This window comes from Micromonospora inaquosa (genome assembly GCF_003857055.1).
GTDB lineage: Bacteria > Actinomycetota > Actinomycetes > Mycobacteriales > Micromonosporaceae > Micromonospora > Micromonospora inaquosa.
The window spans coordinates 39,719-61,687 of the sequence record NZ_QGSZ01000173.1; the positions used below are offsets into that span (position 1 = coordinate 39,719).

19 protein-coding genes and 3 pseudogenes are annotated in these 21,969 nt (G+C 67.9%); 7 read left to right on the forward strand and 15 right to left on the reverse strand.

Features of this window, described 5'->3' with window-relative positions; all coding sequences use genetic code 11:
* Positions 1-4 precede the first annotated feature (4 nt).
* Together DLJ59_RS09365 and DLJ59_RS09370 are read left to right on the forward strand one after the other, a co-directional pair.
* Positions 5-628, forward strand: coding sequence for a mechanosensitive ion channel family protein (locus tag DLJ59_RS09365; protein WP_244235923.1), 624 nt, complete (start codon positions 5-7; stop codon positions 626-628).
* Between the two features lie 102 nt (positions 629-730).
* Positions 731-3,205: an ATP-dependent Clp protease ATP-binding subunit gene (locus DLJ59_RS09370; protein ID WP_124772105.1), complete on the forward strand. Its 2,475-nt coding sequence runs from the start codon at positions 731-733 to the stop codon at positions 3,203-3,205.
* 80 nt (positions 3,206-3,285) lie between these two features.
* Here DLJ59_RS09370 and DLJ59_RS37870 read toward each other — a convergent pair whose 3' ends face one another.
* Entirely contained in the window at positions 3,286-3,420 is a 135-nt protein-coding gene (locus DLJ59_RS37870) for a hypothetical protein (RefSeq protein WP_279635737.1), read from the reverse strand.
* A gap of 329 nt (positions 3,421-3,749) precedes the next feature.
* Between DLJ59_RS37870 and DLJ59_RS09380 the strand changes: the two genes are divergently transcribed.
* Positions 3,750-5,357, forward strand: coding sequence for an alpha/beta hydrolase fold domain-containing protein (locus tag DLJ59_RS09380; protein WP_124772106.1), 1,608 nt, complete (start codon positions 3,750-3,752; stop codon positions 5,355-5,357).
* A 276-nt stretch (positions 5,358-5,633) separates the two neighbouring features.
* Here the strand turns inward: DLJ59_RS09380 and DLJ59_RS09385 are convergent, their stop codons facing one another.
* Entirely contained in the window at positions 5,634-5,885 is a 252-nt protein-coding gene (locus DLJ59_RS09385; protein WP_124772107.1) for a hypothetical protein, read from the reverse strand.
* 60 nt (positions 5,886-5,945) lie between these two features.
* Here DLJ59_RS09385 and DLJ59_RS09390 point away from each other — a divergent pair, with 60 nt between their 5' ends.
* Complete coding sequence (locus tag DLJ59_RS09390) at positions 5,946-7,331, forward strand: hypothetical protein (protein ID WP_124772108.1); 1,386 nt, start codon at positions 5,946-5,948, stop codon at positions 7,329-7,331.
* Between the two features lie 375 nt (positions 7,332-7,706).
* Here DLJ59_RS09390 and DLJ59_RS36295 read toward each other — a convergent pair whose 3' ends face one another.
* Positions 7,707-7,976 carry a hypothetical protein gene (locus DLJ59_RS36295; protein ID WP_158630812.1) on the reverse strand — a complete coding sequence of 90 codons (270 nt, stop codon included), beginning with the start codon at positions 7,974-7,976 and terminating at the stop codon, positions 7,707-7,709.
* On the opposite strand from DLJ59_RS36295, the pseudogene DLJ59_RS37300 reads away from it, so the two are divergent.
* The 3 genes and pseudogenes from DLJ59_RS37300 to DLJ59_RS38255 form a co-directional block, all read left to right on the forward strand.
* Positions 7,954-8,073, forward strand: a pseudogene (locus tag DLJ59_RS37300) (IS5/IS1182 family transposase); the annotation flags it as partial. The gene DLJ59_RS36295 and the pseudogene DLJ59_RS37300 overlap by 23 nt on opposite strands.
* 202 nt (positions 8,074-8,275) lie before the next feature.
* A pseudogene (locus tag DLJ59_RS36300) lies at positions 8,276-8,531 on the forward strand (ISL3 family transposase); the annotation flags it as partial.
* A 147-nt stretch (positions 8,532-8,678) separates the two neighbouring features.
* Complete coding sequence (locus DLJ59_RS38255; RefSeq protein WP_158630814.1) at positions 8,679-8,858, forward strand: helix-turn-helix domain-containing protein; 180 nt, start codon at positions 8,679-8,681, stop codon at positions 8,856-8,858.
* Here DLJ59_RS38255 and DLJ59_RS37305 read toward each other — a convergent pair.
* From DLJ59_RS37305 to DLJ59_RS09455, 12 genes and pseudogenes are all read right to left on the reverse strand, one after another.
* Positions 8,842-9,029: pseudogene (locus DLJ59_RS37305) on the reverse strand (hypothetical protein); the annotation flags it as partial. The gene DLJ59_RS38255 and the pseudogene DLJ59_RS37305 sit on opposite strands and share 17 nt — an antisense overlap.
* A 281-nt stretch (positions 9,030-9,310) precedes the next feature.
* Entirely contained in the window at positions 9,311-9,817 is a 507-nt protein-coding gene (locus DLJ59_RS09405) for a YciE/YciF ferroxidase family protein (RefSeq protein ID WP_158630815.1), read from the reverse strand.
* A gap of 47 nt (positions 9,818-9,864) precedes the next feature.
* Positions 9,865-11,934, reverse strand: coding sequence for an amylo-alpha-1,6-glucosidase (locus DLJ59_RS09410; protein ID WP_124772110.1), 2,070 nt, complete (start codon positions 11,932-11,934; stop codon positions 9,865-9,867).
* Positions 11,931-12,374, reverse strand: coding sequence for an SCP2 sterol-binding domain-containing protein (locus DLJ59_RS09415; protein ID WP_158630816.1), 444 nt, complete (start codon positions 12,372-12,374; stop codon positions 11,931-11,933). The genes DLJ59_RS09410 and DLJ59_RS09415 overlap by 4 nt, the downstream gene beginning before the upstream one ends.
* A gap of 23 nt (positions 12,375-12,397) precedes the next feature.
* Positions 12,398-13,453 (reverse strand): hypothetical protein, encoded by a 1,056-nt coding sequence (locus DLJ59_RS09420; protein ID WP_208648614.1) that lies wholly within the window; start codon positions 13,451-13,453, stop codon positions 12,398-12,400.
* 119 nt (positions 13,454-13,572) lie between these two features.
* Positions 13,573-14,385 carry a thiopeptide-type bacteriocin biosynthesis protein gene (locus DLJ59_RS09425; protein WP_124772112.1) on the reverse strand — a complete coding sequence of 271 codons (813 nt, stop codon included), beginning with the start codon at positions 14,383-14,385 and terminating at the stop codon, positions 13,573-13,575.
* A 13-nt stretch (positions 14,386-14,398) separates the two neighbouring features.
* Positions 14,399-15,622, reverse strand: a complete 1,224-nt coding sequence (locus DLJ59_RS09430) for a lanthionine synthetase C family protein (protein ID WP_124772113.1) — start codon at positions 15,620-15,622, stop codon at positions 14,399-14,401.
* A complete protein-coding gene (locus DLJ59_RS09435; protein ID WP_124772114.1) occupies positions 15,619-18,705 on the reverse strand; it encodes a lantibiotic dehydratase in 3,087 nt (1,028 codons plus the stop codon). The genes DLJ59_RS09430 and DLJ59_RS09435 overlap by 4 nt, the downstream gene beginning before the upstream one ends.
* 86 nt (positions 18,706-18,791) lie before the next feature.
* Positions 18,792-18,959: an FxLD family lanthipeptide gene (locus DLJ59_RS09440; RefSeq protein ID WP_123110567.1), complete on the reverse strand. Its 168-nt coding sequence runs from the start codon at positions 18,957-18,959 to the stop codon at positions 18,792-18,794.
* An 81-nt stretch (positions 18,960-19,040) separates the two neighbouring features.
* Positions 19,041-20,249 (reverse strand): methyltransferase, FxLD system, encoded by a 1,209-nt coding sequence (fxlM, locus tag DLJ59_RS09445; RefSeq protein ID WP_124772115.1) that lies wholly within the window; start codon positions 20,247-20,249, stop codon positions 19,041-19,043.
* 103 nt (positions 20,250-20,352) lie between these two features.
* The gene (gene fxlM / locus DLJ59_RS09450; RefSeq protein WP_124772123.1) at positions 20,353-21,555 is read right to left on the reverse strand and encodes a methyltransferase, FxLD system; all 1,203 of its coding nucleotides are present in this window, start codon (positions 21,553-21,555) and stop codon (positions 20,353-20,355) included.
* 110 nt (positions 21,556-21,665) lie between these two features.
* Positions 21,666-21,969 (reverse strand): transposase (locus tag DLJ59_RS09455; RefSeq protein ID WP_148096937.1); only part of this gene is annotated, 304 nt, incomplete at its 5' end.

Below are 21,969 nucleotides of genomic sequence, written 5' to 3' on the forward strand. Positions count from 1 at the left end.
GGTAGTGATCACGATCGTGGCCATCGGCCTGATCATGACCACGTTCCCGCCCATCCGCGCGTTCGGGATCTCCGTCCTGGGCTCGGCCGGCGTCGTCGGCGCGCTCATCGGCCTGTCCGCCCGGACCGCGCTGGGCAACGCGTTCGCCGGTATTCAGGTCGCCTTCTCGGACGGTCTGCACGTCGGCGACGTGGTGGTCATCGAGGGTGAGTGGGGCCGGGTCGAAGAGGTCAAGCTGACCAACGTGGTCGTCCGGCTGTGGGACGACCGGGTGCTCATCCTGCCGACGATGTACTTCACCGAGCGCCCGTTTCAGAACTGGTCCCGGCACGAGGCGCGGGTGGTCGGCAAGGTCCAGATCCACGTGGACCACACCGCCGACCTCGAGGACCTGCGCACGGAGACGCAACGGCTGGTCGAGTCCTCACCGCTGTGGGACCGGCGCCGGTGGGTTCTGCAGATGGTCGATGCCACCGCAGCGAGCGTCGTGATCGAGGTGCAGGCCACAGCCGCCGACGGGGCCAGCGCCTGGGACCTCCGCTGCGACCTCCGCGAGGGCCTGATCGGCTACATCCGCGACAACCACCCGCAGTGGCTCCCCCGCACCCGCAGCGAGTACAAACCCTGACCTCCCCGCAAACCCACAAAAGCCGCCTTGACGGGCGAAAGGTGCGTAGCGTTCAGGTGGGCCTGTGCCGAGGACCCACCCCACCGGCAGAAAGGGTATGAGATGTCGCTCGACGCGTTCCGCATCCCCGGCGGCTCCTTGGATGATCTGATGAGTCGGTTCTTCGGGGGGGATCCGTTCGCGGGACGTCCGGTGGAGCGGGTCGACCTGTCCCAGCTGCTCTCCACCGAGTCGCGGCAACTCCTGCAACGGGCAGCCGAGCAGGCTACGGAGTGGGGCAGTCCGTACCTCAACGTCGAGCACCTGCTGTGGGCCGCCACCCAGGCCGACCCCACCCGCCGGATGCTCGGCGCGAGCGGCGCCGACCCCGACGACCTGGCCCGCCAGATAGAGTCGGCCGTCCCCAAGGGCAGGCCACGCGAGGACACCCCTCCGCTCGCGCCGGCGGCGAAGCGCGCCCTGCTCGACGCGCACCGCGAGTCGCGACGGTCCGGCGCGACGTACATCGGCCCCGAACACCTCCTGCTCGGCATCGCCGCGAACCCGGAGACGACCGCGGGCCGGGCGTTGCGGGCGCTCGGTGGGGCCGTCACCGGGCCCACGCCGCCGGCGGGCGGTGCCGACGGGCGCGGGGCCAGCAGCACCCCCACCCTCGACCAGTACGGGCGGGACCTCACCGAGGACGCCCGGGCCGGTCGGCTCGATCCGGTCGTCGGCCGTGACGACGAGATCGACGACACGATCGAAGTGCTCTCCCGGCGTACGAAGAACAATCCGGTGCTCACCGGCGAGCCGGGCGTCGGCAAGACGGCCATCGTCGAGGGCATCGCGCAGCGCATCGTCAACGACGAGGTGCCCGAAACCCTGGCCAACCGGCGTGTGGTCGCACTCGACCTGTCCGGGATGGTGGCGGGCACCAAGTACCGCGGTGAGTTCGAAGAGCGCCTGAAGAACGTGATCCAGGAGGTGACGTCGGGCGAGGACGGGCTGATCCTCTTCATCGACGAACTGCACACCGTGGTCGGCGCGGGCGGCGGTGGCGAGGGGGCGATGGATGCCGGCAACATGCTCAAGCCCGCCCTGGCCCGCGGCGAACTGCACGTGGTCGGTGCGACGACACTGAACGAGTACCGTCGCTACATCGAGAAGGATCCCGCGCTGGAGCGCCGGTTCCAGCCGATCCTGGTATCGGAGCCGAGCGTGGAGGACACCGTCGCGATCCTCAAGGGCATACGTGACCGGTACGAGGCGCACCATCAGGTGCGCTACACGGACGAAGCGCTGGACGCCGCCGCTGAACTGTCCCACCGCTACATCACCGACCGGTTTCTGCCGGACAAGGCCATCGACCTGCTCGACCAGGCGGGGGCCCGGGTCCGGCTGCGTTCCCGCACCCCCGCTCCGGACAAGAAGGAGATCGAGAAGCGGCTGTCCCAGCTGCGCCGGGAGAAGGACAGCGCGGTGGCGAACGAGGATTATCAGCGCGCGGGTGCGCTGAAAGCCGAGATCGGTGCGGCCGAGCGGGACCTGGCGGCGGCGCAGGAGGGCACGCCTCCGGTGCCCGAGGTGCGCATGAGCGACATCGCCGAGGTGGTCAGCCGCCGTACCGGTGTTCCCGTCACCCAGCTCACGGAGGTGGAGAAGCAGAGGCTGAGGCGCATCGAGGAGCAACTGCACGAGCGCGTGGTCGGCCAGCACGAGGCCGTACGGGCTGTGGCGGCCGCCGTACGCCGATCGCGTTCCGGGCTGAGTGACCCCCAGCGACCCGACGGGTCGTTCCTCTTCCTCGGACCCACCGGCGTCGGCAAGACTGAACTGGCCAGAGCCCTCGCCGCGGCGCTCTTCGGCGACGAGTCCAGCATGATCCGCTTCGACATGAGCGAGTTCCAGGAGCAGCACACGGTCAGCCGGCTGGTCGGAGCGCCCCCGGGCTACGTCGGGTACGAGGAGGCCGGTCAGCTCACCGAGGCGGTTCGGCGTCGGCCGTATTCGGTGCTGCTCTTCGACGAGGTGGAGAAGGCGCATGCGGATGTGTTCAACGCGCTGCTGCAGGTGCTCGACGACGGTCGCCTCACCGACGCGCAGGGTCGCACGGTCGATTTCAGCAACACCATCCTGATCATGACGAGCAACATCGGCGCGGACCGCATTCTGGCCGCGCAGGCGGCAGGGCGTCCGGTCAGCGACCAGCGCGAGGAACTGATGGGGCTGCTGGGGCAGCGGTTCCGGCCGGAATTCCTCAACCGGATCGACGAGATCATCGTCTTCACCGGCCTGGACCGGGACCAGCTCCTTGAGATCACCGGCCTGCTGCTGGACCGCACCCGCCGCCGGTTGCACGCACAGAACATCAACCTCGAGATCAGCCCGGACGCCACGCAGTGGCTGGCCAACCGGGGCTACCAGCCCGAGTACGGGGCGCGGCCACTGCGGCGCAGCATCCAGCGTGAGCTGGAAGACCGGCTGTCGACGCTGCTGCTCGAGGACGGGGCGAGTCCGGGCGACACCATCGAGGTCAATGTCGTCGGCGGCGAACTCGACCTCTCGGTCCGGCCCGCCGTGCCGGCCCGCACATGACGCCCGCGCCTGCCGGGGCTGACGACATGCAGGAGATCTGCGGGGGCGGCGTCCGGATGACGCCACTCCCCTTCTCGTGCCTAACCGATCACCGTCACAGTGCCGGGCTCACGGCGGGCCAGCCGGTCGGCAAGGATGCCGGTGAACCGGGACGGGTCGGCCAGCTCCCCACCCTCGGCGAGCGGTTGCGAGTCCGATCTGCGGTGACCGAACATCCCTGGCGACAGCCGCTCGGGGGCTGACGATGCGGCTGGCGGTTCCCGCGGTCATCATGGCCTGTCAGCCACGTCCGCAGCGGCGGGGCGAGCGGGTGTGGCTGACCGGTCATCGCGACCAGCGCGGCGGCGACAGAGGGCAGGTCGGCCGTGAGGTAGGTGGTGGTTCGCGGCCGACCCATGTTCACTGCGGGTGCGGCCGGGCGCTAACGCCTGGCTGGGATGTGCGCTGACCAGCGTCGACCCGCCCGTTCGGGTTCTTGGCGACATGCCAGGTTATGCCGCGAAGGCGGTGCCGGTTGCGGTAAGTGTGGAGGAGGAGGTGTCCGATGACGCTGCCGTACGCGACCTTGCCGGGCGACCTCGACCACCTGATCGCCGACGAGCACGTGGTGACGAACCGCCTCTTCGAGCACATCGAGGCCGGACGCGGTGACCGGCGCATGCTGGTCGACCAGGTGAGTTACGGCCGCGCCCTGCACGCCCAGGCCGAGGAGGAGGTGTTGTATCCGGCGCTGGCAAAGATCGGCGCCGCCGCGGACGCCGAGGAGGGGCGGGACGAGCACCAGGCCCTCAAGAGGCTGCTCGTCCTGCTTGACCATGCGGATCCTGGCAGCCGCGAATTCGAGCGGGCGCTGAACAAGCTGATCGGCGGTGTCCGGCACCATATCGATAAGGAGGAACGGGAGTTCCTGCCGGCGCTGCGTCGGGCGGTGGGCGCGGAGGAGATGGGTCGGCTCGGCGAGCAGTACCTCGCCGCCAAGCGGTCGGTCCCGGCCCGCTCGCATCCCACCGTCCCGCCCACCGGACGCCGTCGCAGGCTCATGAACGTGGCCGCCGGGTTCATGGACAAGGTACGCGACCGGGTATCCGGCCGCAGCAACGTCCTGTCGACCGACGCCTCCTGGCTGCTCGACACCCAGGCGCAGCGGATCCTCGACACCTGGTCCCGACTGGTACTGGCCCCGTACGAGCTCCTCACCCTCGAGCAGGCCCGCCAGCAGCCGAGCCTCGCCGACGCGGCGATGGAGATCCTGCAGCAGGACGGGCGGCCGACGGACCCCGAGGAGGTCGGATCGGCGGCGGACGTCACCGTGCCCGGCCCGGGTGGTGATCAGGTCGTACGCGTCTACAAGCCGCTCGGCCAGACCGCCGATCCGGTGCCCGTCGTGATGTGGGTGCACGGTGGCGGTTGGATCCTGTTCACCAACGACGACTATGACGCGTCCTGCCGCGCCCTGGTCAACCGGACGGGCGCGATCGTGGTGTCGCCGGAGTATCGCAAGGCTCCCGAGCACGTGTTCCCGGCCGCCCACGAGGACGTGCTGGCCACCTACCGGTGGCTCCGGACCAACGCCACCGAGCTCGGCGGCGACCCGTCACGCATCGCCATCGGTGGCGAGGGCGTCGGGGCGAACATGGCGGCCTCGACCTGCGGTCAGCTCAAGCAGGCAGGTGAGCCACTGCCCGTGGCGCAGGTGCTCGTCTGCCCGCTGACCACCACCGCCCAGTACGGCGCGTCCATGCGGGACGCCGCAGACGCCCGGCCGCTGAATCGTCCACTGCTGTCCTGGATGATGATGCACGCCTTCCGTGGCGTGACCGACAGCCTGAAAGACCCCAGGGTCGATCTGCTCCCGCTCTCCGCGCAGGGCCTCGCCGGTCTGCCGCCGACACTGATCGTCACCACCGACCGCGACGTGCTGCAGAGCCAGGGCGATGAGTGGTGCGCCCGCTTGGAGGCCGCCGGCGTGCGGGCCACGTCGGTCCGTTACAGGGCAGTGATGCACGACTTCTTCGGCCTTGCCGCGGTGCTGGACAAGGCCGCGCACGCCCAAGAGGAGGTCGCCCTGCACCTGCGCCAGGCGTTCGGGGAGGCCCCGACCGCACATCCGTCGGATGGTGCGCCAATGCGAGCGCCCAAGGTCATCGGGTGACGCCGGCTGCCATGTCGCGGATTAGGCCCTGTTTGGCCCGACGACCGCATCCGATGGCGGGAGCCGTCAAACATGGGAACGGCTCACGTCGGGCGGCGGGCCTGTTGTCATCACTGCGTTCTGGCGGCTGGACAACGCATGACCTGGCCGGGTACCGGATTCGAGCCCTTTCGCGGCTGCATACCGGCAGCTCTGCACGGCTCGTACGCTGCATTGAGGCAGCGCATAACCTTGATCGCATGCCAGCCACGGGATCGCCGGACGGCTGGCAGCTGCTCAGTTCTGGAGTCTCGACCGGATCATGTCCACGATCAGGCTGATGACCTGTGTTGGGGACTTGGGCAGCAGCTTCAGGATCGCCAGCGCCTTCTTGTCTCTGGGCGAATCCAGAAGGACGTACATCAGGCCGAAGACAAGGAACAGCACGGTCGGTGCGAGCACGGCAATCCACAGCAGGACTGTCATGGCTGCCTGCCCGGCTGCAGCGTGGGCATACGGGCCGTCGCACCCGGCGCTGGTGATCGCCAACCGACCGATCCGGCAGTGATGTGGGAGGAAACGTGCTTCACACCCTCATATACTGCCCCGGTGGGACATTGGTCCGAGAACCTCGTGGATGATCTTGCCCGTCAGGTTGGCGGCAACCCGGACCCCGAGGAACTGCGAAGGGTGTTGCGAAAGTCCGCGGAGGAGATCGAGACGCTGTCGGGACGCACCTTCGACCCCGTGCGGCGGTCCACCACCGTGTTCGAGACCAATGGCCTGCCGTTCATCGACGTCCCCAACATGCACATGGGATCTATGGAAACCGCGGACACGGTGTGGCAAGTACCGGATCCGGTGAGGCCGGAGTTCGCCGCGGCGCTGCAGGTTCACGCGTTGGTGTACCCCAGCCCTACTGCCAGGTCCGTGGCTGACGGACTCGGGTTTGCCGGTCAACTGGTCGCCCGCGCGGCGCGCCAGGGCGCACTGACGCGGGACTACGTCATCGAATGGTTGGGAACCTTCGTCGGCTATGAGGAGCGCAAGGACCTCTTCCGTCGCGTCATGAACTCCAACACCAGGTTCAACGTGCCGGTCATCGGTGAAGCAGTCGGCGGCTGGTGGATCCAGGTCACACGTCGTCTGGTGTGGATAACCCATGAGACACAGAACGACGGAACGCTCGTCGAACCGCTGTTCGACAGGTCCGCCGACGACAACTGGATTCCGCTTGCCGCCGCCGAGCCCACACTGATCGTGGCCCCAATGACGAAGCAGCCCGCAGACTGGGCCTTCACCGCGCGCATATGGCCAGAAGGCGCACAGCCGCCCAAGAACCGGCCTTGGCGCCGGTTAGCGTCGGCGATCCACGGCTTCGGGATCCCGACCATCACGATCGACGACAACTCGACCCCATACGAGCTTGCCTGCCAGGTGGTGTTGAAGGCCTACTGGCATAGATACCTGCGCGGTGACGAGCCGGCGCTAAGGAATGTGGTCGCGCTGGCCTATCCGAAGCAGGTCGAGCTGATCCACCGCAAGACGGATGCGCCGGACCTGGGCTCAGCTGCGGCGATGCTGCTGGAGCAGCTGATCCAGCCTGGATTCGACCCGGCGCAGGGTGCGGAACTCACCCGCCGGTATGTCCGCCGCAAGGCCAGCATCGTCGTCATGGAGCACCACAAGCGGGAGTCGCCGCAACGCTATCCGTGGACACAGCTCGGCATCAGCGAGCGGCGTTACTACAAGCTCCTGCCCCTGTTCGCACAGAAAGTCAACGGCCGCTACCAGGTCGACTACGACGACATCGTAACCAGGATGAGGGACCACCTCGACGGCAAGGACCAAAGCCGGGAGGTCCGGGCAGCCGCCCTCGACCTCCTTCAACAGCGCGGGTTCAGCCACGCGGCCGCCCGAAAATGGATGCAACGACACCAGCCCGAAGAAGCCCTCGACGCGTGGCCCCGGGGCCTCCGACCCCAACCCGAGTAGCGGGGGGCGAGCCACTGCGCGGTTCCCAGGAGTGCCAGGTCGGCCGAACCTGCGCATCGACTCAGTCGAGATCTGATCGACGTTTGCGCAGGTCAAAGCATGGGGAGTCGAGGCACAGAATCGGACTAATACGGTTGAATGCGGATAAAAATTGCCCCTGGCAGAATTCGAACCTGCGACACACGGTTACCATCCGTCACCCTGCCGCGCTTGTCATCGCTGGTCATATATTGGCGTTGACCTGCACGAACGCCGCCCTACGCTTATCGCTGCTTGTCACTCGTACTCAGTTCTGGGGAGGGGTTTTCGGGGGGTAAACGGGGGCAGCCTGCCCGTCGCCGGCGTCTGCGTTTCCCCGTGAGGTCCGTTCGATGATCATGGCAACTGGTTCTTCTTGCCCGGGCGCAAGGCCTTGACTAGTTCAGCCATCGCCTTGATCGCCTCGACGCGCTTGGACTTCTCCACAAGCAACAGCGCGCAGATGAACATGATCACTGAGCCATTTTCATCGTGATCGAGGGGCCTGAGCAGGCACTCAGCGGCGTGTCGCTGCTCCAGATAGGACGAAGCTCCCGGTAGGACAGCAGTCGACCAAGACGCACCGCCCAGCACAGGAGCTTCGTTGCTGACCTGTCCTGCCAGCATCCCGCTGTCCACGCGCAGCCTGACCCGCCTGACCGAGCTGATCCGCGACCGCCGACGTGCGCTCGGCACCCGCTGGCGGAGGCTGCCTGCGCAGCAGTAGGCGCTGATGGCCTTGGCTCACCTGCGCAACGGCGACACCCTCACCCGGCTGGCTGAGCGGCGAGAAGGTCTCAGATAGTGCAGTAGTGCAGGTCTTGCAATGTGCCCGTACTCAGGCCCTACAAGCACCGGCCCCCTGGGTCTCTTCCAGGGCTTCCGGACACCCGACTGACTTTCGCGTCACAGCCGAGTCCCGAACGCTCACCGCCCTGGGCGTGGATGATTTCGCGCTCCGCCGAGGGCACCGGTATGCGACTGTGCTGGTCGACGTCGAGGCCCGCTGGCCGGTCGACGTTCTGCCCGACCGCGAAGCCGGCACCCTCGCCGCTTGGCTCAGGCGGCATCCCGGCGTGCAGGTCATCTGCCGGGATCGCGCTAACGCCTATGCCGAGGGCGCCCGTGTGGGTGCGCCACAGGCTGTTCAGGTCGCCAATCGGTGGCATCTGTGGCACAACCTCGCCGAGCACGTCGAGAAGACCGTCGCCCGCCACTACCGCTGCCTGAACACCTCCCCGCAAGCGCAGCCGACGCCGGCGGTCAACGGCGGACCTGCACCAACTCTCGGCCGATGCCCTCGCTGACCGGGCAGAGCAGGGGCTGCTGGTGCCCCGAACCCGGCGCCGCTGCCAGCAGGTCCAGGCTCTGCTCGCCGAGGGGCACAGCCTCCGGGAAATCACGCGGCGACTCGGCCTTGCGCGAGGCACGGTGCGCCGCTTCGCCCGCGCCACCAGCGTCGACGATCTCCTGGCCGAACCCCGAGCCAGTCGGCGAGGGCCTGGCTGAACGCGCTGGTCAGATCGGTTGCGTCCGCGAGATCGGCCAGCAGTCGGGCACCGGCGTGGTTGACCACGCCCCGCCCGCCACCGGTGACCACGATCTTTGGACGTGTTGGGGTACCTTCACTCTGCAGGTGCCTTCCGTAACGGGATGAGCAGGACTCTCGACAAGCCCTATTTTCCCAGATCAGAAGGCACTTCTGCGTTTCCAGCTCAGCCCTGGGACAGCCGTCAACGAAGGGCTGAGGCTAATTTGATAAGAGTCGCGCACGCCTCAAGATCGCCACCCTGGATCACCGACTTTTACAACCGGCGTCGCCAGCACTCCGCCTGCGACGGCCGCCGACGGCGCGCGATCAGCGGCGCGAGCTCTGGGGCTTTAGCCGCATAGCCGAGACTCCACGTTTTCAGGGGATTGATAGCCCCCATCCCGTCAGGGCCATTAGTTTACGGTCCCGTTCACGATCTTGCCGGCGCCGCGGTGGCGAGCAGCTGTTCGCTGAGGGTTTGGTTGAGCTTTCTCAGTTGTTGTGAGGTCTCTGTCTTTTCGACGAGGTTCTTGAGGAGGCACTGCGTGCAGGTGAGGGCTCCGATGATGGTCGCCCAGTCGGTGAGGTGTTCGTAGCCGGCGATGGCGAGTTTGGTGATGCGTTGAGCGGTGTTGAGGGCGAACAAGTCGCGGACTGCGTCATTGTGGGGGGCCCTGAGAAAGTCTTGGAAGTCTTCCTGAACTCCACGAATGGGTGCGGATCGGGTTTGCAGGGGTGCTGTGCCGAGGTGTCGCAGGCAGCTGTCGATTCTTTCGAGGTGTTGGTTGCTGGCGCTGGCCATGTCCTCGATTATGCGTTTGAGTGTGTCGTTGTGGACGCGGGCGCCGATGAGGAGTCCCAGAATCGAACGCGCTTCGCGTTCAATGTCCTGCATGGCCGCGAGTTCAAAGAGGAATACCTCGTTGGCTGACTTCATTCCGTTCACCATCCTTTGGCGGATACTCTGGGTGATTCGTCAGTCAATCAACTGCGAGAGGCGCTGTCTCGTTCGTTGTGGTTGGTGTCCGGTCGTCGTCGGCCGAGGGCGTCCACGACTCCCCACCGGCCGGGAATGTCTAGTAGTTCGATGCGTCTGATGCTGTCAGGAAGCGCGGGGTCGACGACGAGGTGGTTGCCGTGAGGTTGCAGTCCGAGCATCACCCGGATTAGGAGCAGCGGCGTCCCTGCGGACCATGCCTGTGGGCTGCACGCCGTTGGGTATTCTACGGGATACTTTGTTCGCTTCCGATCGTATCCAGCGAATGCTTCTGGAAGGCGGCCGTCGAAGTATCGCGCGGCGTCGAACAGCGCTTGGCAGATGATGCTGGCTTCCTCCCGGAACCCGTACCGCCAGAGGCCCCAAGCGATGATCGAGTTGTCGAACGGCCACACCGTCCCCACGTGATATCCCAGCGGGTTGTAGCGGCCGTTTCCGGTGGCGAGCGAGCGGATCCCCCAGCCGGAGAAGAGCCGTGCTCCGAGTAGGTGGCCGACGACGTCGGCGGCGCGCCGTTGGTCGACAATGCCGCTCCAAAGCAGGTGCCCGATGTTGGATGACAGGGCGTCCACCTGCCCGCCCTCGGCGTCCAGTGCCAAGGCGTAGAACCGGCCGTCGCCGACCCAGAAGTCCCGGTTGAACCGGTCCTTGAGATCGGCCGCCTCCTGCTCCAGCCGATGCGCGTAGGTCGGGTCGTCCCACAGCAGTCGAGCGAGCCGGGCGCCCCGCTTCTTCGCGTCGTAGGCGTAGCCCTGCAACTCGCAGGTGGCTCTCGGAAAGCCGGGCAGCCGGCCGTCGGCATAGGAGATCGAGTCCCACGAGTCCTTCCAGCACTGGTTCTGCAATCCCGTCTCGGGGTTGCGTGTCTGGTACCACACATATCCGGTGCCGAGCAGATCGCCGTAGGTGTCGATCCAGTCGAGTGCGGCCCGGGCCTCCATCTCGAACCGTTTCGGAAGCGAGTCGTCGCCGGTCCATCGGTGGTACTCGTCGAGAAGAATCACGAACAGCATGGTTGAGTCGGCGGAACCGAAGTAGGGAGAATGCGGTTGTTCCCCGAAGCCGGCTGATTCTCCGTAGCGCAGTTCGTGCAGAATCTTGCCAGGCTCCTCATCGCGAAAGTCATCGAAGCGAGACCCTTGGGCCAGCGCCAGCGCGGTGATGATCGGCGGTGTGAGATGTGGCAGGAAGGGCAGAGACTGCAGACAGGTGAACAGGCTGTCGCGGCCGAACAGGGTCATGAACCACGGCAGACCAGCGGCGACCAGGTGAGTGGCGGTGCTGACCGAGGTGTACCGCAGCGCTGCAAGATCGGTCAGGCTGCGCCGGTAGGTCGATGTGAGCGTCTCGCTGTCGCTGACTAGCCGTGGCGTCCTGTCCAGCCATCCGGCCAGCTCCTCGGAGATCTGCGCCGCGGAGCGGGGACGGTGCACCCGCAGGCTGTCCCGGAAGTCGCGCTGCTGTGCGCCCAGAATATTCGTCGCCACATGCAGCCGGGTGCGCCACTCGGCGTGTGCGGGAACCTGAATCCGGAAGGTCATGCCGTGCTCATCGACATCGCCGGCCACGCTGCTGGACACCACTGTTTGCCGTTCGAAGTTGCCCCGACGATAGGTGAAACACAGCATGCCGTCACGGACGGCGACCGTGACCGGCGCCGCCTTCCGCGTTGGGTTCTTGACCTCGAACAGGTCCGCGAAGTCCGCGCCCATTTCGACCCTGACGACCAGATTCGCTGGCTTGTTTCCCTCGTTGAGCACCGCAAGATCTTCATCGAAGCTGCCACCGATCGTGCGGTGACGGATCACCGAGATGTCGGTGTCCACGTAATGGGTCGGCTCACCCGGCACCAGGAAAAATCGGCTCTCGAAATACTGCAGGTCATCCACCGACAACGCGGTAAGCCGACCGCCGTCGATGGTCAACAGCCAAGTAGACAAAAAGCGGGTGTCATAGGAGAACAGTCCTGTGGGAAAAGCAGGCGAGGGATCAACATCCCCCTGCCGGTCGCTGACCAAAAACGTGTTGCCGTCAAGAATGTTGACCAGCGGTTTCATGCTCGCTCCGCCGGCCGGCTCCGGGCGACGGTCTCATCCATCCGCTCCCGCCAACGGCAGCCATCGACCCGGTCCCTCGGATCACCCGACCCGGGCGCGGAGGGAAAGAACCGCCGAAAAACCAACAACAGTGCAACTTTCCCCATCACCGTCGCCTCATTACGCAGCATCGCGGCTATCAACTGATCATTCCCCGTGATCAGGTCGTGGAACAGGCCAGTCGACAACGTGACTGTGGCATCGGCCGGCTCGCTGCCCTTGCCCACGACAACGTTCCGGTCACGCATCGCCACGCGCCAGAACTCCCAACCGCCCCCGTCCTCCACACTGATCAACACCACACCAGCGACCCAGCCCGGAAGCACGTGCCCCGCACGAGACGACAGCGACCGGAAAAACGTCTCCCGCGCGCGTGTCAGCTCCTGTCTCGTCGGCGACATGCCCATATCGTAGGTGCGGCATGTCAACGACGGCCGAAAACGGGATTCTGAGCCGCCCCGGGTTCTGTGGAGTCTCTACAAGATCCGGGGCGGTTCAGTCGCCTACGGCTGCTCGCCGTGGCCGCCGTTGTCGGTGGAACGAGGCCAGTGGCCGACTCCTTGATGATCATCTCCGCCGTGTCGAGGGCCTGTTCGATGGCCGCGAGCAGGGTCGCGGGCAAGGCGCCTTGGCCGAGGCCGCATGCAGACATTAGGTCGGCAAGTCCGGCTCGTTGCTGGTTGCTGGCGACGTCAACGCATTCGTGGTGTTCGAGTAGGTCGCGAGCGGCGTAGCCGTCGTCGGCCGCTAGGGCAATGAGGCCCATGATGAGCAGATCACGTCCCTGGTGGTTGGTGTGAAGGGCGTCCACGAGAGTGAGACCCAGTCGGGTCCGGAAGAGTGTCGGTTCATCAGATCCCAGCGAGTTGTAGATCGCCAACGCGGTGGTGGCCGCCTCCGCTGGGTCGCGGCCGGGTAGATGCAGATGCAGACTGGCGGTGACGGCGTTCTCCCATGCCTCGCCCGGTTGCGTGGTGCACAGCAGCCTGTAAGCGTCCTGGTGGCGACCGGCGATGGTGTGGGCGATGACGGTGACCTGTCTGCCATCGAGCATGCGCTCGCCAACTCCCTTGTGCTGGCTGAGGCGTTGACTTGCTTCGTCCCAGCGGCCGGCGGCGGCGAGGGCGTGGGCGCCGGTGCCGAGCAGGACGCTCCATAGCCAGGTACGTGCGTTGGCGTACCTGGAGGGTGCTTCGGTGAGGTTTGCGGCCTGGATCAGGATGCCGTCGATCACCGTGTCGGTGCGGGTGGCGATTGCCTGGTAGAGGTTCTCCAGCAGGGTCCAGGCAGTGGGGCCATCGCCAGCGCGGATGTGCAGGCGTGCGAGGTTGACGATGGGTTCGAGGACATGTCGGGGTTCGGTGCTGTGGGCCAGTGCGATGGCGGCGAGCCGGTGGCACCAGGTGCGGGCGAGGTCGGGCAGGCCGCAGTCGGACGCGAGCAGGGCGGCGAGGTTGAAGACTGCGGTCGCGGAGGCCACGTTGTGGTGCTCTTGGGCGAGGGCGGCACGGTGTTCGAGGTCAGCTACTCGCTGGACCAGGGGCGTGCAGGCGGGGCGAGGCCGGGCGACAAGAGGGAAGCGACGGGCTACATCGGGGTTCATGCTTCACCGCCTGTGGTGAGGAGGCCGACCTTGGGGCCGGGGCCGAAGATGAGAGTCTTGGCGGCCGTGGCGACAGCTGCTTGGTGCAGCCCGGGAACGCCGCGCCGGTTCCAGGTGAAGATCACGTGGTGAGCGAGGATGCCCCGTAGTCCGCGGTGGTGTAGCCGCCCGGTCTGGTTGAGCTGCCGAAGGCGGCCACCGGCAGTTGCGTAAGCCTCGACCAGGGCCGAACAGTCGGCCATCGCTGCACCGGGGGCGGTGAGGCTGGCGATGTCGACCGTGAGGAGCCGCTGCGTGGCTCGATGCAGGGAGGCAGTGCGGGCAGGGTCGGGCGGGTCTCTGTGTTCGGCGACGCGTGCCCACACGTCGCCTTGCTCGTACCAGTCCAGGCCCGCCGCCCGCATCATCGCCGCGAGCAGCATGATTGACTGCTCGCGATGGTGCGCCGTGGTGCCTGCGAGGAGGTGGCGGCTGTCGTGGTGCCAGAGCTGGTGGGCGATGTCCATGGCGTCGGGGCCGCCGAAGGCGTAGACCTCGGGCTCGTAGGTGCCGGCGACGGTGCCGTGGACGAGGCGGCGTTGAACGAGCCGTTTCAGCTCGCCGTCCACGTAGTTTTCGGCGGTGCCGCTGCTGGTCGCGGGCAGGTAGCGCAGCCGCCGCTCGCCTTTGCGTACGTAGAACCAGGCGGTGAGGAGGCTGCGGGCCTCGGCGTTGGCCAAGATCGGCGCAAGGTGGGTGATGGCGGTCCGCTCGGCGATGTCAGAGTCAACGAAGGAGATGGCGGTCTGCCGCCATGGGGGTGCGGTCATGGCACTTCTCGGGTCAGGAGAGGGCGAGGAAGGCGTCCCAGCCGGTGGCCGGGTTGCCGATGGCGGCGGTGTGCAGGGCAAGCGCGGCACCGGCGGTGCCGTTCATGAGCTCCGGATCGGCGTGGGCTTCGTCGGTGAGTTGGCTGGCAAGCTCAGCGGCGAGGTTGGGCACCGGGGCGGCGAGCAGGGCCGATCTGGTCGGATCGGTGCTGTCGGCCGCCATGCGGCAGGCGGATTGCAGCAGTCCGGCTTTGCCATGGCACAGACCGATTTCGGGGAGTCGTCGGCGCTGGGAATCATCAGCGAGGGCGGTGAGCATCGCGTCTTCGGCACGCTGCTGGCGGATCGTGTCGCGTTGGGCCAGCCCGGCGAGTTGCTGGGCGCGGGCCGTGCTGGGTGTGCCGTAGCACCAGGAGAGCCGGTGACGTTTGAGTTCGGTGCCGGGGGCCACGTACCCGGGCCACCACGTCCCGGCAGGGTCGTCTTGGCGGTAGTAGTCGGTCCAGTCGCACAGGACGGCGAGGGCGTCGCGGACGGCGGCAGTGTCGTGGCCGTGCATGAGGGCGTAGGCCAGTAGGGCGATGACGGCGCTGATGCCGTGCGCGGTTCCGATGTTGGCGTGGCCGTGCGGGAAGTCGTCGTGGGGTACGCCGCCGAGGCCGGACGGCAGCCACCATGGCGGCCGGGTGGTGTTGTCGCCGAGGGGTTCGGTGATGCGGGCGAGGTAGGCCACCAGTTCCTCGCTGATCGGGTGGTCGGGGTGGGCATGGAGGTGGTACAGGCCGAGGCCGGTCAGGCCGTGCACGAGGTCGAACTCGTACATGGTCAACGGCTCGCGACGGTCGATGCGGGCGTGGGCGGCGGCCAGCCGTTGCCGGGTGAGGGTGGCGGTGGCCTCGTTAAGGCTGGTGGTGGCGCGGCGATACTCGCCGAGCGGGCTTGCCGTTTGCAGCATGAAGGCCAGAGCGGGGGCTCCGTGGAACGGGTCGGAGTTGTGGCCGATGCTGACCGGCTCGCTGGCCGCGGCGCGTATCCAGGTGTGGGCGGTGGCTTCGTCGCCGAGGCCGGACACGGCGCGCTCGATGTGCAGTAGCGCGATGCCGACCGCGCCTCCGGCCAGGGATTGGGGCCGGGTGCGTCCGTCTGGTGAGGGGCCGACGATTGAGGGGTCGGCGAGCCTAGCGCAGACGGCGGTGAGCGGGTCCGCGCGGTGGGAGGTGGTGGCGGGGGCGGTCACGGGGTCCTCCTTGTCGTCCAGCTGAGCGCGGCGGCGCGGGCGAGGTGCAGGCAGGCGCGTTCGCTTTCCAGGTCGAGTCCGATGACGCGGACGTGATGCAGGTGCATCAGGTCGGGCAGTAGGTCGGCCGGGGTGGTGGTGTTGATGCCGGTGAGGTGGTCTCGCCAGGTGGTCAGGGCTCGGCGGCGTTCGGCCCGCCGTTCGGCGACGGTGTCGCCACCGGGTAGGGCGCGCAGCGCAACTTTGTTGTCAGGGTGGGCCAGCCGTACCGCGTCGTCGTAGACGGCTCGTGGGGGCGCGGGCCGGTGGGTGCGGGTGTGAGAGATCAGCCAGCGCATGGCCTTGGCCGGGTCTCCGATGATGGCGCTGACGAGGTCCGCCATGCTGGCGGCGGTCAACGCCTGCCGGTGCAATGTGGGGGTTCTCAGGACTGTCGTCAGTTCGGCGAGCGCGGCCTCGGAGTCGACGCCGAACGCCGCCGTTGTGGCCGCGTACGCGGCCGTGTCGCCGAAACGGCCGGGCTCGGGAAAGTCGGTGTCCCACTGAACTCGGCGCGTCAGGTCGTGGGCGTGCAGCTGTCGGGTCCAGCTGGAGACGGCCTCGCTGGGCATGCCGCGTATGCGCAGCCGTAGGTGCGGTTCGGGGTCGGCGTACCGCAGGTACCACCACGGGCCTGCCCCAGGGTGTTGGGACAGCAGCCGGGGCAGATGACCGGCGAGGATGGCGTCCTGCTCGTCGGGGCGGGCGTAGATCTTGAGGTAGTGGCTGTCGCCGCCGGGCAGGATGCCGTGGTTGCGTACGTCAACCGTCGTCCTGCCGACGCGGGGTGCGGGTGGTCTGGCGGCGGTGGCGAAGAGCGGGATGACGATCTCGTGGGCGTGACCGCCGATCCACTCGTTGCCTTCGGCGATAGCGCGTAGAAGGGCGGTGGGTTCGCGGGTCAGGTGGTTGCGCAGCAGAGCCCGGTGGGCGGGTTCGTCGAGATCGAGCCTGATCGTTTGGTCGCCGACGCCGAGCGCGACCAGGCGGGGGCAGCCGGTGGCCTGCTGCCAGGCCCCGAGGGCCGTATCCCAGTCGGGCCAGGGGGCGTGGCGGTCGGGCAGCTCGTCTGCGGCCAGGTGCCATCGGGCAGGGCTCAGTACGGTGCGGCCGTAGCGCAGGGCGGGCAGGAAGGGCAGGCCCTTGGCCGCTGGTCCCCACTCCAGCGGGGAACAGGCGGTGGCCAGCGCCACCGGTGCTTCGGCGAGGAACCGGGCAAGTGGGTGGGCATGACGGACCGGTTCGACGGCGTTGACCGCGACCGGCTGCAGCCCGCGCTGGCGGGAGACGGAGATCAGGTAGAGGCGGTGGGCGTCGGCGGTGACGGCGATGTCGTCCAAGGCGATCGTGGCCTGCGACGGCGGGTGGTGCTCCCCGACCGGGATCACGTGGGGCAGCAGCTGTGCGGCGCGGTTGACGTCCAGGCTGATCGTGTATCGGGTCACGGCCGTTAGCTGTGCCAGCAGGGCTCCCTCGCTGGCGGTCGGGCTGGCGACTGCCTCGGTCGCCATGCGTTGTTGGGCAGCTTCGCCGAACAGGTCGAGGAACCGTCCCGTGGTGGAGAAGGCTTGCCCGGAGGCCCGTCCCACGGACAGCTGGAAGTCGCCTCGGCCGATGGCGTACAGCGATTCGGCGTGGATGCGGACGGTGAGTTCGGCGGTCGGGTACACCTCGGTCGGGGCGGCGCCGGCCAACCGTTCCAGCGAAGCATCGTCGAGGACCACCTCGTGTTCGCCCCGCAGCGCGGCCCGCTGCGCCAGGGCGAGCAGGCGCCGGTCCCGGTCGTTCATCTCGGTTGGGTCGTCGGCGGGCTCGCCGGTGAAGCCGTCCGGGTAGCCGAGGCCCACCTGCCCGTCGACCGCGTCCAGGATCGGGACGAGGGCGCGCAGGCCGTACCGGGCCAGGAACCGGGCGTGCCAGTCGCGCCAGCGGCGCGAGGACGGGCGTGCCAGTCGGGTCAGCGCGGCAGCGGCACGACTTGCCTCGGCCGTCACCGCCGTTGGCAGTACGAGGTCGCAGTCCAGCCGTAGGTCGATGCCCACAGCCGATCCGGAGCGGATCGCGGCGGCGGCTCGGCTGAGGTCCCGGCGGCGGTCACCGGCGCTCGCCTGGTCGGGGGCGTTGTCGTGTCGTGCCCTCAGATGACGGAGGGTACGCAGATGTCCCAGCACGTTGTCAGGGCTGCCGCTAGGTACGGCCTTCAGCTCATTGACGATGTGCGTGAGCGGGTCGGTCTGGATCGACGTGGGGCGCAGGCTGGTGAGTAGCAGCCGTTGGGCCACCATCTGGCCGATCAGCCGGTCGGCCCCTTCGGTCGGCGCTCCGTGTTCGGCGGAGAGCTTGCCGCTCAGATCGGCCCAGCGGATCGGCTCAGTCGCCAGGTTCAGCGCGGCGCGGATGGAGTCGTTGGCTTTGATGCGCAGGTGCGCCGGCGCACCGCGAGGGTCGCTCGTAGCGGCACGGTACTCCAGCACGATCCTGTCGGACCGTTCCACGAGCAGGTTGTTTGCCCGGACCGTCAGGTACGGGCGCAGCAGCGGGTCGGATTCCAGGTCGTGCAGGACACCGGCCAGCCATGCCGCCTGCAGGCGGGCGAAGGGCCGATGGTCGGTACCCCACCGGAGGGTGGCTGCGCCGTTCGCGCTGGCGGGAGCGACACCGGCGAACAGCCCGAACGGGGTGGCGCGGCTGGTCGCGCGCAGCAGGTAACGCATGACCCCGAGCACCACCCGCCGGACAGCGGCCTGTGACAGGTCGCCTCTGACGGCCGCGGCACTGCGCTCGGCAAGGTCTGGCGAGGCGTGTTTCAGTGCGGCGGCAAACCTCGGAGTGGACAGGGCTTGCTCGAGCCACGGCCGCCAGGTGGCAGGTCCGTCGCTGCTGGTGAGGTCTGGCCAGGTTGCGAGGTGGCCTGGGTGGAGCACTGACGCGCGGAGCATCAGGGCGTTGTTCACGCTGCGGTACACACTGACCTCCCCAGGGCGTGCTCGTTTGTCTGTGGAGGGGATGCCCGGCGCTGGCGCGTGTGCTCCAGGGCCGGGCATCCCGTGACCGAGTGTGATGGCGGCTGGTCGGCTAGATCACCGGGGCCGGGCTTTCGGTCGGAGGCCGCCATCGGTTGTTGCGGCGGTCAGCAGCTGGTGCAGGCCGACTCGCAGGTGGTGCCGCAGTTGTCCTGGGTCATCTTGATGATGTGCTCGACGGTGCCCCCGGCCTCGATGAACGTGATGTCGAGGTCGAACTCGTCGAGCGGGCGGCCGTCGACGTCGGTCGGGGCCGGGGCGAGCTGGGTGGTCATGACAACCTCCTTGATGGGGGGTGGATATGGTTCCCCGGCGCTTACCTGGGCGTGGGTCGCAGAGGTGAGCGCCGAAGTCTGTTAGGACCAGTCGATGGCCAGGTCGCCGTGTCGCTTGGTCGTGTGCCACCCGATGAGTCCGCTGGTGTCGGCGGGGTTCGGGTGGTAGGTGATGCGGGCCGCGCCGCGCCGGTAGTAGCGGCCTGCCCAGGCGCGGATCATGTTGAGCAGCTCAGCGCCGACCTGCTCGGCCTGCGGTCCGTGGGCGATGACGCCGGTCTCGAAGCCGCTGATGGTCTCCGGGTTCTCGCGCTTGATCCGGTAGGCGAAGGTGTCGCCGCGCACCAGCGCCGGGGTACCCGTGCGTACCGTGCGGTTGACGACGCCTTGCTCGATGGCGGCCTGCGCCGCGTGCAACATCGGCATCTCGGGCCCGGCTGTCAGCAGGTACAGCTCCAGCTCGTCGGGCATGTCGAACGGCGTGCCCGACCAGCCCTCCACGGCCTTGGTGTTGAGCGCCTTGCGTAGCGCCGGCACGTTGAAGGTCAGCTCGCTGTTCTGGTCCAGGCGCAGGCCGACGTCAGGGGTGACGGCGATGAGCTGCTCGTGGGCGGCACCGTCGCCCTGCATCGGTACGAACGAGCCGAGCCGGTAGTTGCTGGCAGTCAGCATCGGAGTGTCCGGTGTGTGGTCCAGTGCGATGAGCCGGGTGATTCCGGCGAAGCGCAGCGGGACCACGATGCGCCCGTCCGGGGTGAGCTGGTCGAGCCAGGCGGGCGGGATGTCCCACGCCCCGACCGTGACGATGATCCGGTCGTAGGGCGCGTGATCGGGCACGCCGTGTTCGGCGTCGGCGTGCACGACGTAGACCTGTTCGTAGCCCGCCCGCTGCAGGCCCGCGCGGGCGCGGGCGATGACGTCGGCGTCGATGTCCACGGTCGTGACCGAGCCGGTTCGGCCGACGATTTCCGCGATGAGCGCGGCGTTGTAGCCGCCCGAGCCGATCTCCAGCAGGTTCATGCCTGGCTGCACGTCGGCCTGTTCGAGCTGGATGGCCTGGATGTGTGAGGCGGACACGACGCTGGTCTGCCGCCCCTGGGCGTCGATCTTCGGTACCAGTGTGGTGTTGGTTTGGTAGACCCGGTCCAGCGGTTCGCCGGGGGCGGAGTCGTGCCGGGGCACCGTGTTCATTGCTGTGGCGACGTCTTCGGTGGTGATGAGACCTTCTTCGCGCAGTGTCGCCACCATGGCCTGGCGCAAGGCGGCTGCGTCATCGACCTGCAATGTCATCGGATTCCTTCTGCTCGTGGGCGGGTGGAGCCGTGTGGTGTCGCCCTGTGGTTGTGGCGGTTCGGGTGGTCGAGCCGCGCCCAGCGGGCTGGTTTGGGGAGAGTCAGCTGCCTGTGGGCCAGGTGATCGTGAGGACGCCGTGCGTCTTGGTCATGGCCGCAGCGTCGGTGGGAATGTCGGGGCCCGTGGGCCAGTAGGCGAACGTGGGCGTGGTGTGCCGCTCGGATCGGTGCCACGCCTGGACCTGCTCGTTCAGTGCGTCGGCGGCCAGCTGCCCGTCGCGGCCGTAGGCACGGGCACCGAACTCCGCCCCGCCTGGCGCGTCGCGCAGGATCAGGTAGGCCAGCCCGGCTCCGCGTACGGCCGCGAGCGGCAGCCACCGCTTCGGCGTGGCCACGTCCGTCTCGCTGTCGGCGGACAAGCGGCAGAACCCGTCGAGGTAACACGCGAACCACAGGTGCAGATCGGCGAAGGAGACCCCCTTGGCGACCGTGACTTGCGACCACGACTCGGTCGCGCCAGCGGTCAGCACTCCGTCGAGCTGCCCGAGGTCGCTGGGAGCGCGGGAGTCAAACGAGAGCCTGACCGTGCCGCCTGCCGGGCCGGGCAGCTCGATGATCTGGTCCGCACGAGCGCCGTCGCCCTGCATCGCGACGAAGCCAGCGACTTCGGCCGCCGTGCTGACTAGGTGCTCGCCGTCGCGGCGGAACGCGATCACGCGGGTCACGTTGTTCATGACCAGCGGGAGGACGAGCACGCCCTCGGGCCGTAGCTGGGTCAGCCAGGCCGGGGCGATGTCCCACGCGCCGACCGTGACGATGATCGCGTCGAACGGCCCCTCGCCGGGGACGCCGTGCTCGGCGTCGGCCACCAGCGCGCGGACACGGCTGCCGTAGCCCGTGGCGTCCAGCGCGGTGGCGGCCCGGTCGATGATCTCGGGGTCGATGTCGATGCTGACGACGCGGCCTTCGGGTCCGACGATCTCGGCGATGTAGGCGGCGTTCAGCCCACCGGAGCCGATTTCCAGCACCGTCATGCCGTGGCGCAGCTGCGCCATCTCCAGCATTGCGGCCTGAATGTACGCCGCGGACACCGAGGACAGCGCCCGGTCGCGATCGTCGCGCTTAGTGACCACGGAGTTGTCGTAGCCGTATGCCGCCGCAAGCTCGGTGTCTGCGGGCATGAACTGATGACGAGGCACCCGGCGAAACGCCGTCTCCACCGCCTCGGAGACGATCTTCTCCTGGGCGAGCAACTCCGCCACCAGCTTCTCCCGCAGGTCGGCGGCGGCGTCGGTGTCGACCATCTGGACCACTGGACACTCCTTCGCTCGAATTAGTTGGGCACCCCCTGGCAGCGGGCCAGATGATCGGCTGCCGCAGGTAGACAAGCGGGGGGGTGTCCCTATGGCGTTCGTCAAGCGGCGATCGGTGTGGCTGGGCGGGGTTGGTAGGGGATCTTGTCGCGGAGCATGGCGTATAGGACGTCGCAGCGGCGGCGGGCGAGGCAGATGAGGGCGGCGTTGTGGCGTTTGCCTTCGGCGCGTTTGCGGTCGTAGTAGGCCCTGCTGACCGGGTCGGCCAAGGACGCGAAGGCGGCGAGGAAGAACGCGCGTTTGAGGTTCTTGTTGCCGCCGCGAGGTGGATGCTCGCCGCGGATGCTGCTGCCGGAGCGTCGGGTGACGGGGGCAAGCCCGGCGTAGGCGGCGAGGTGGCCGGGG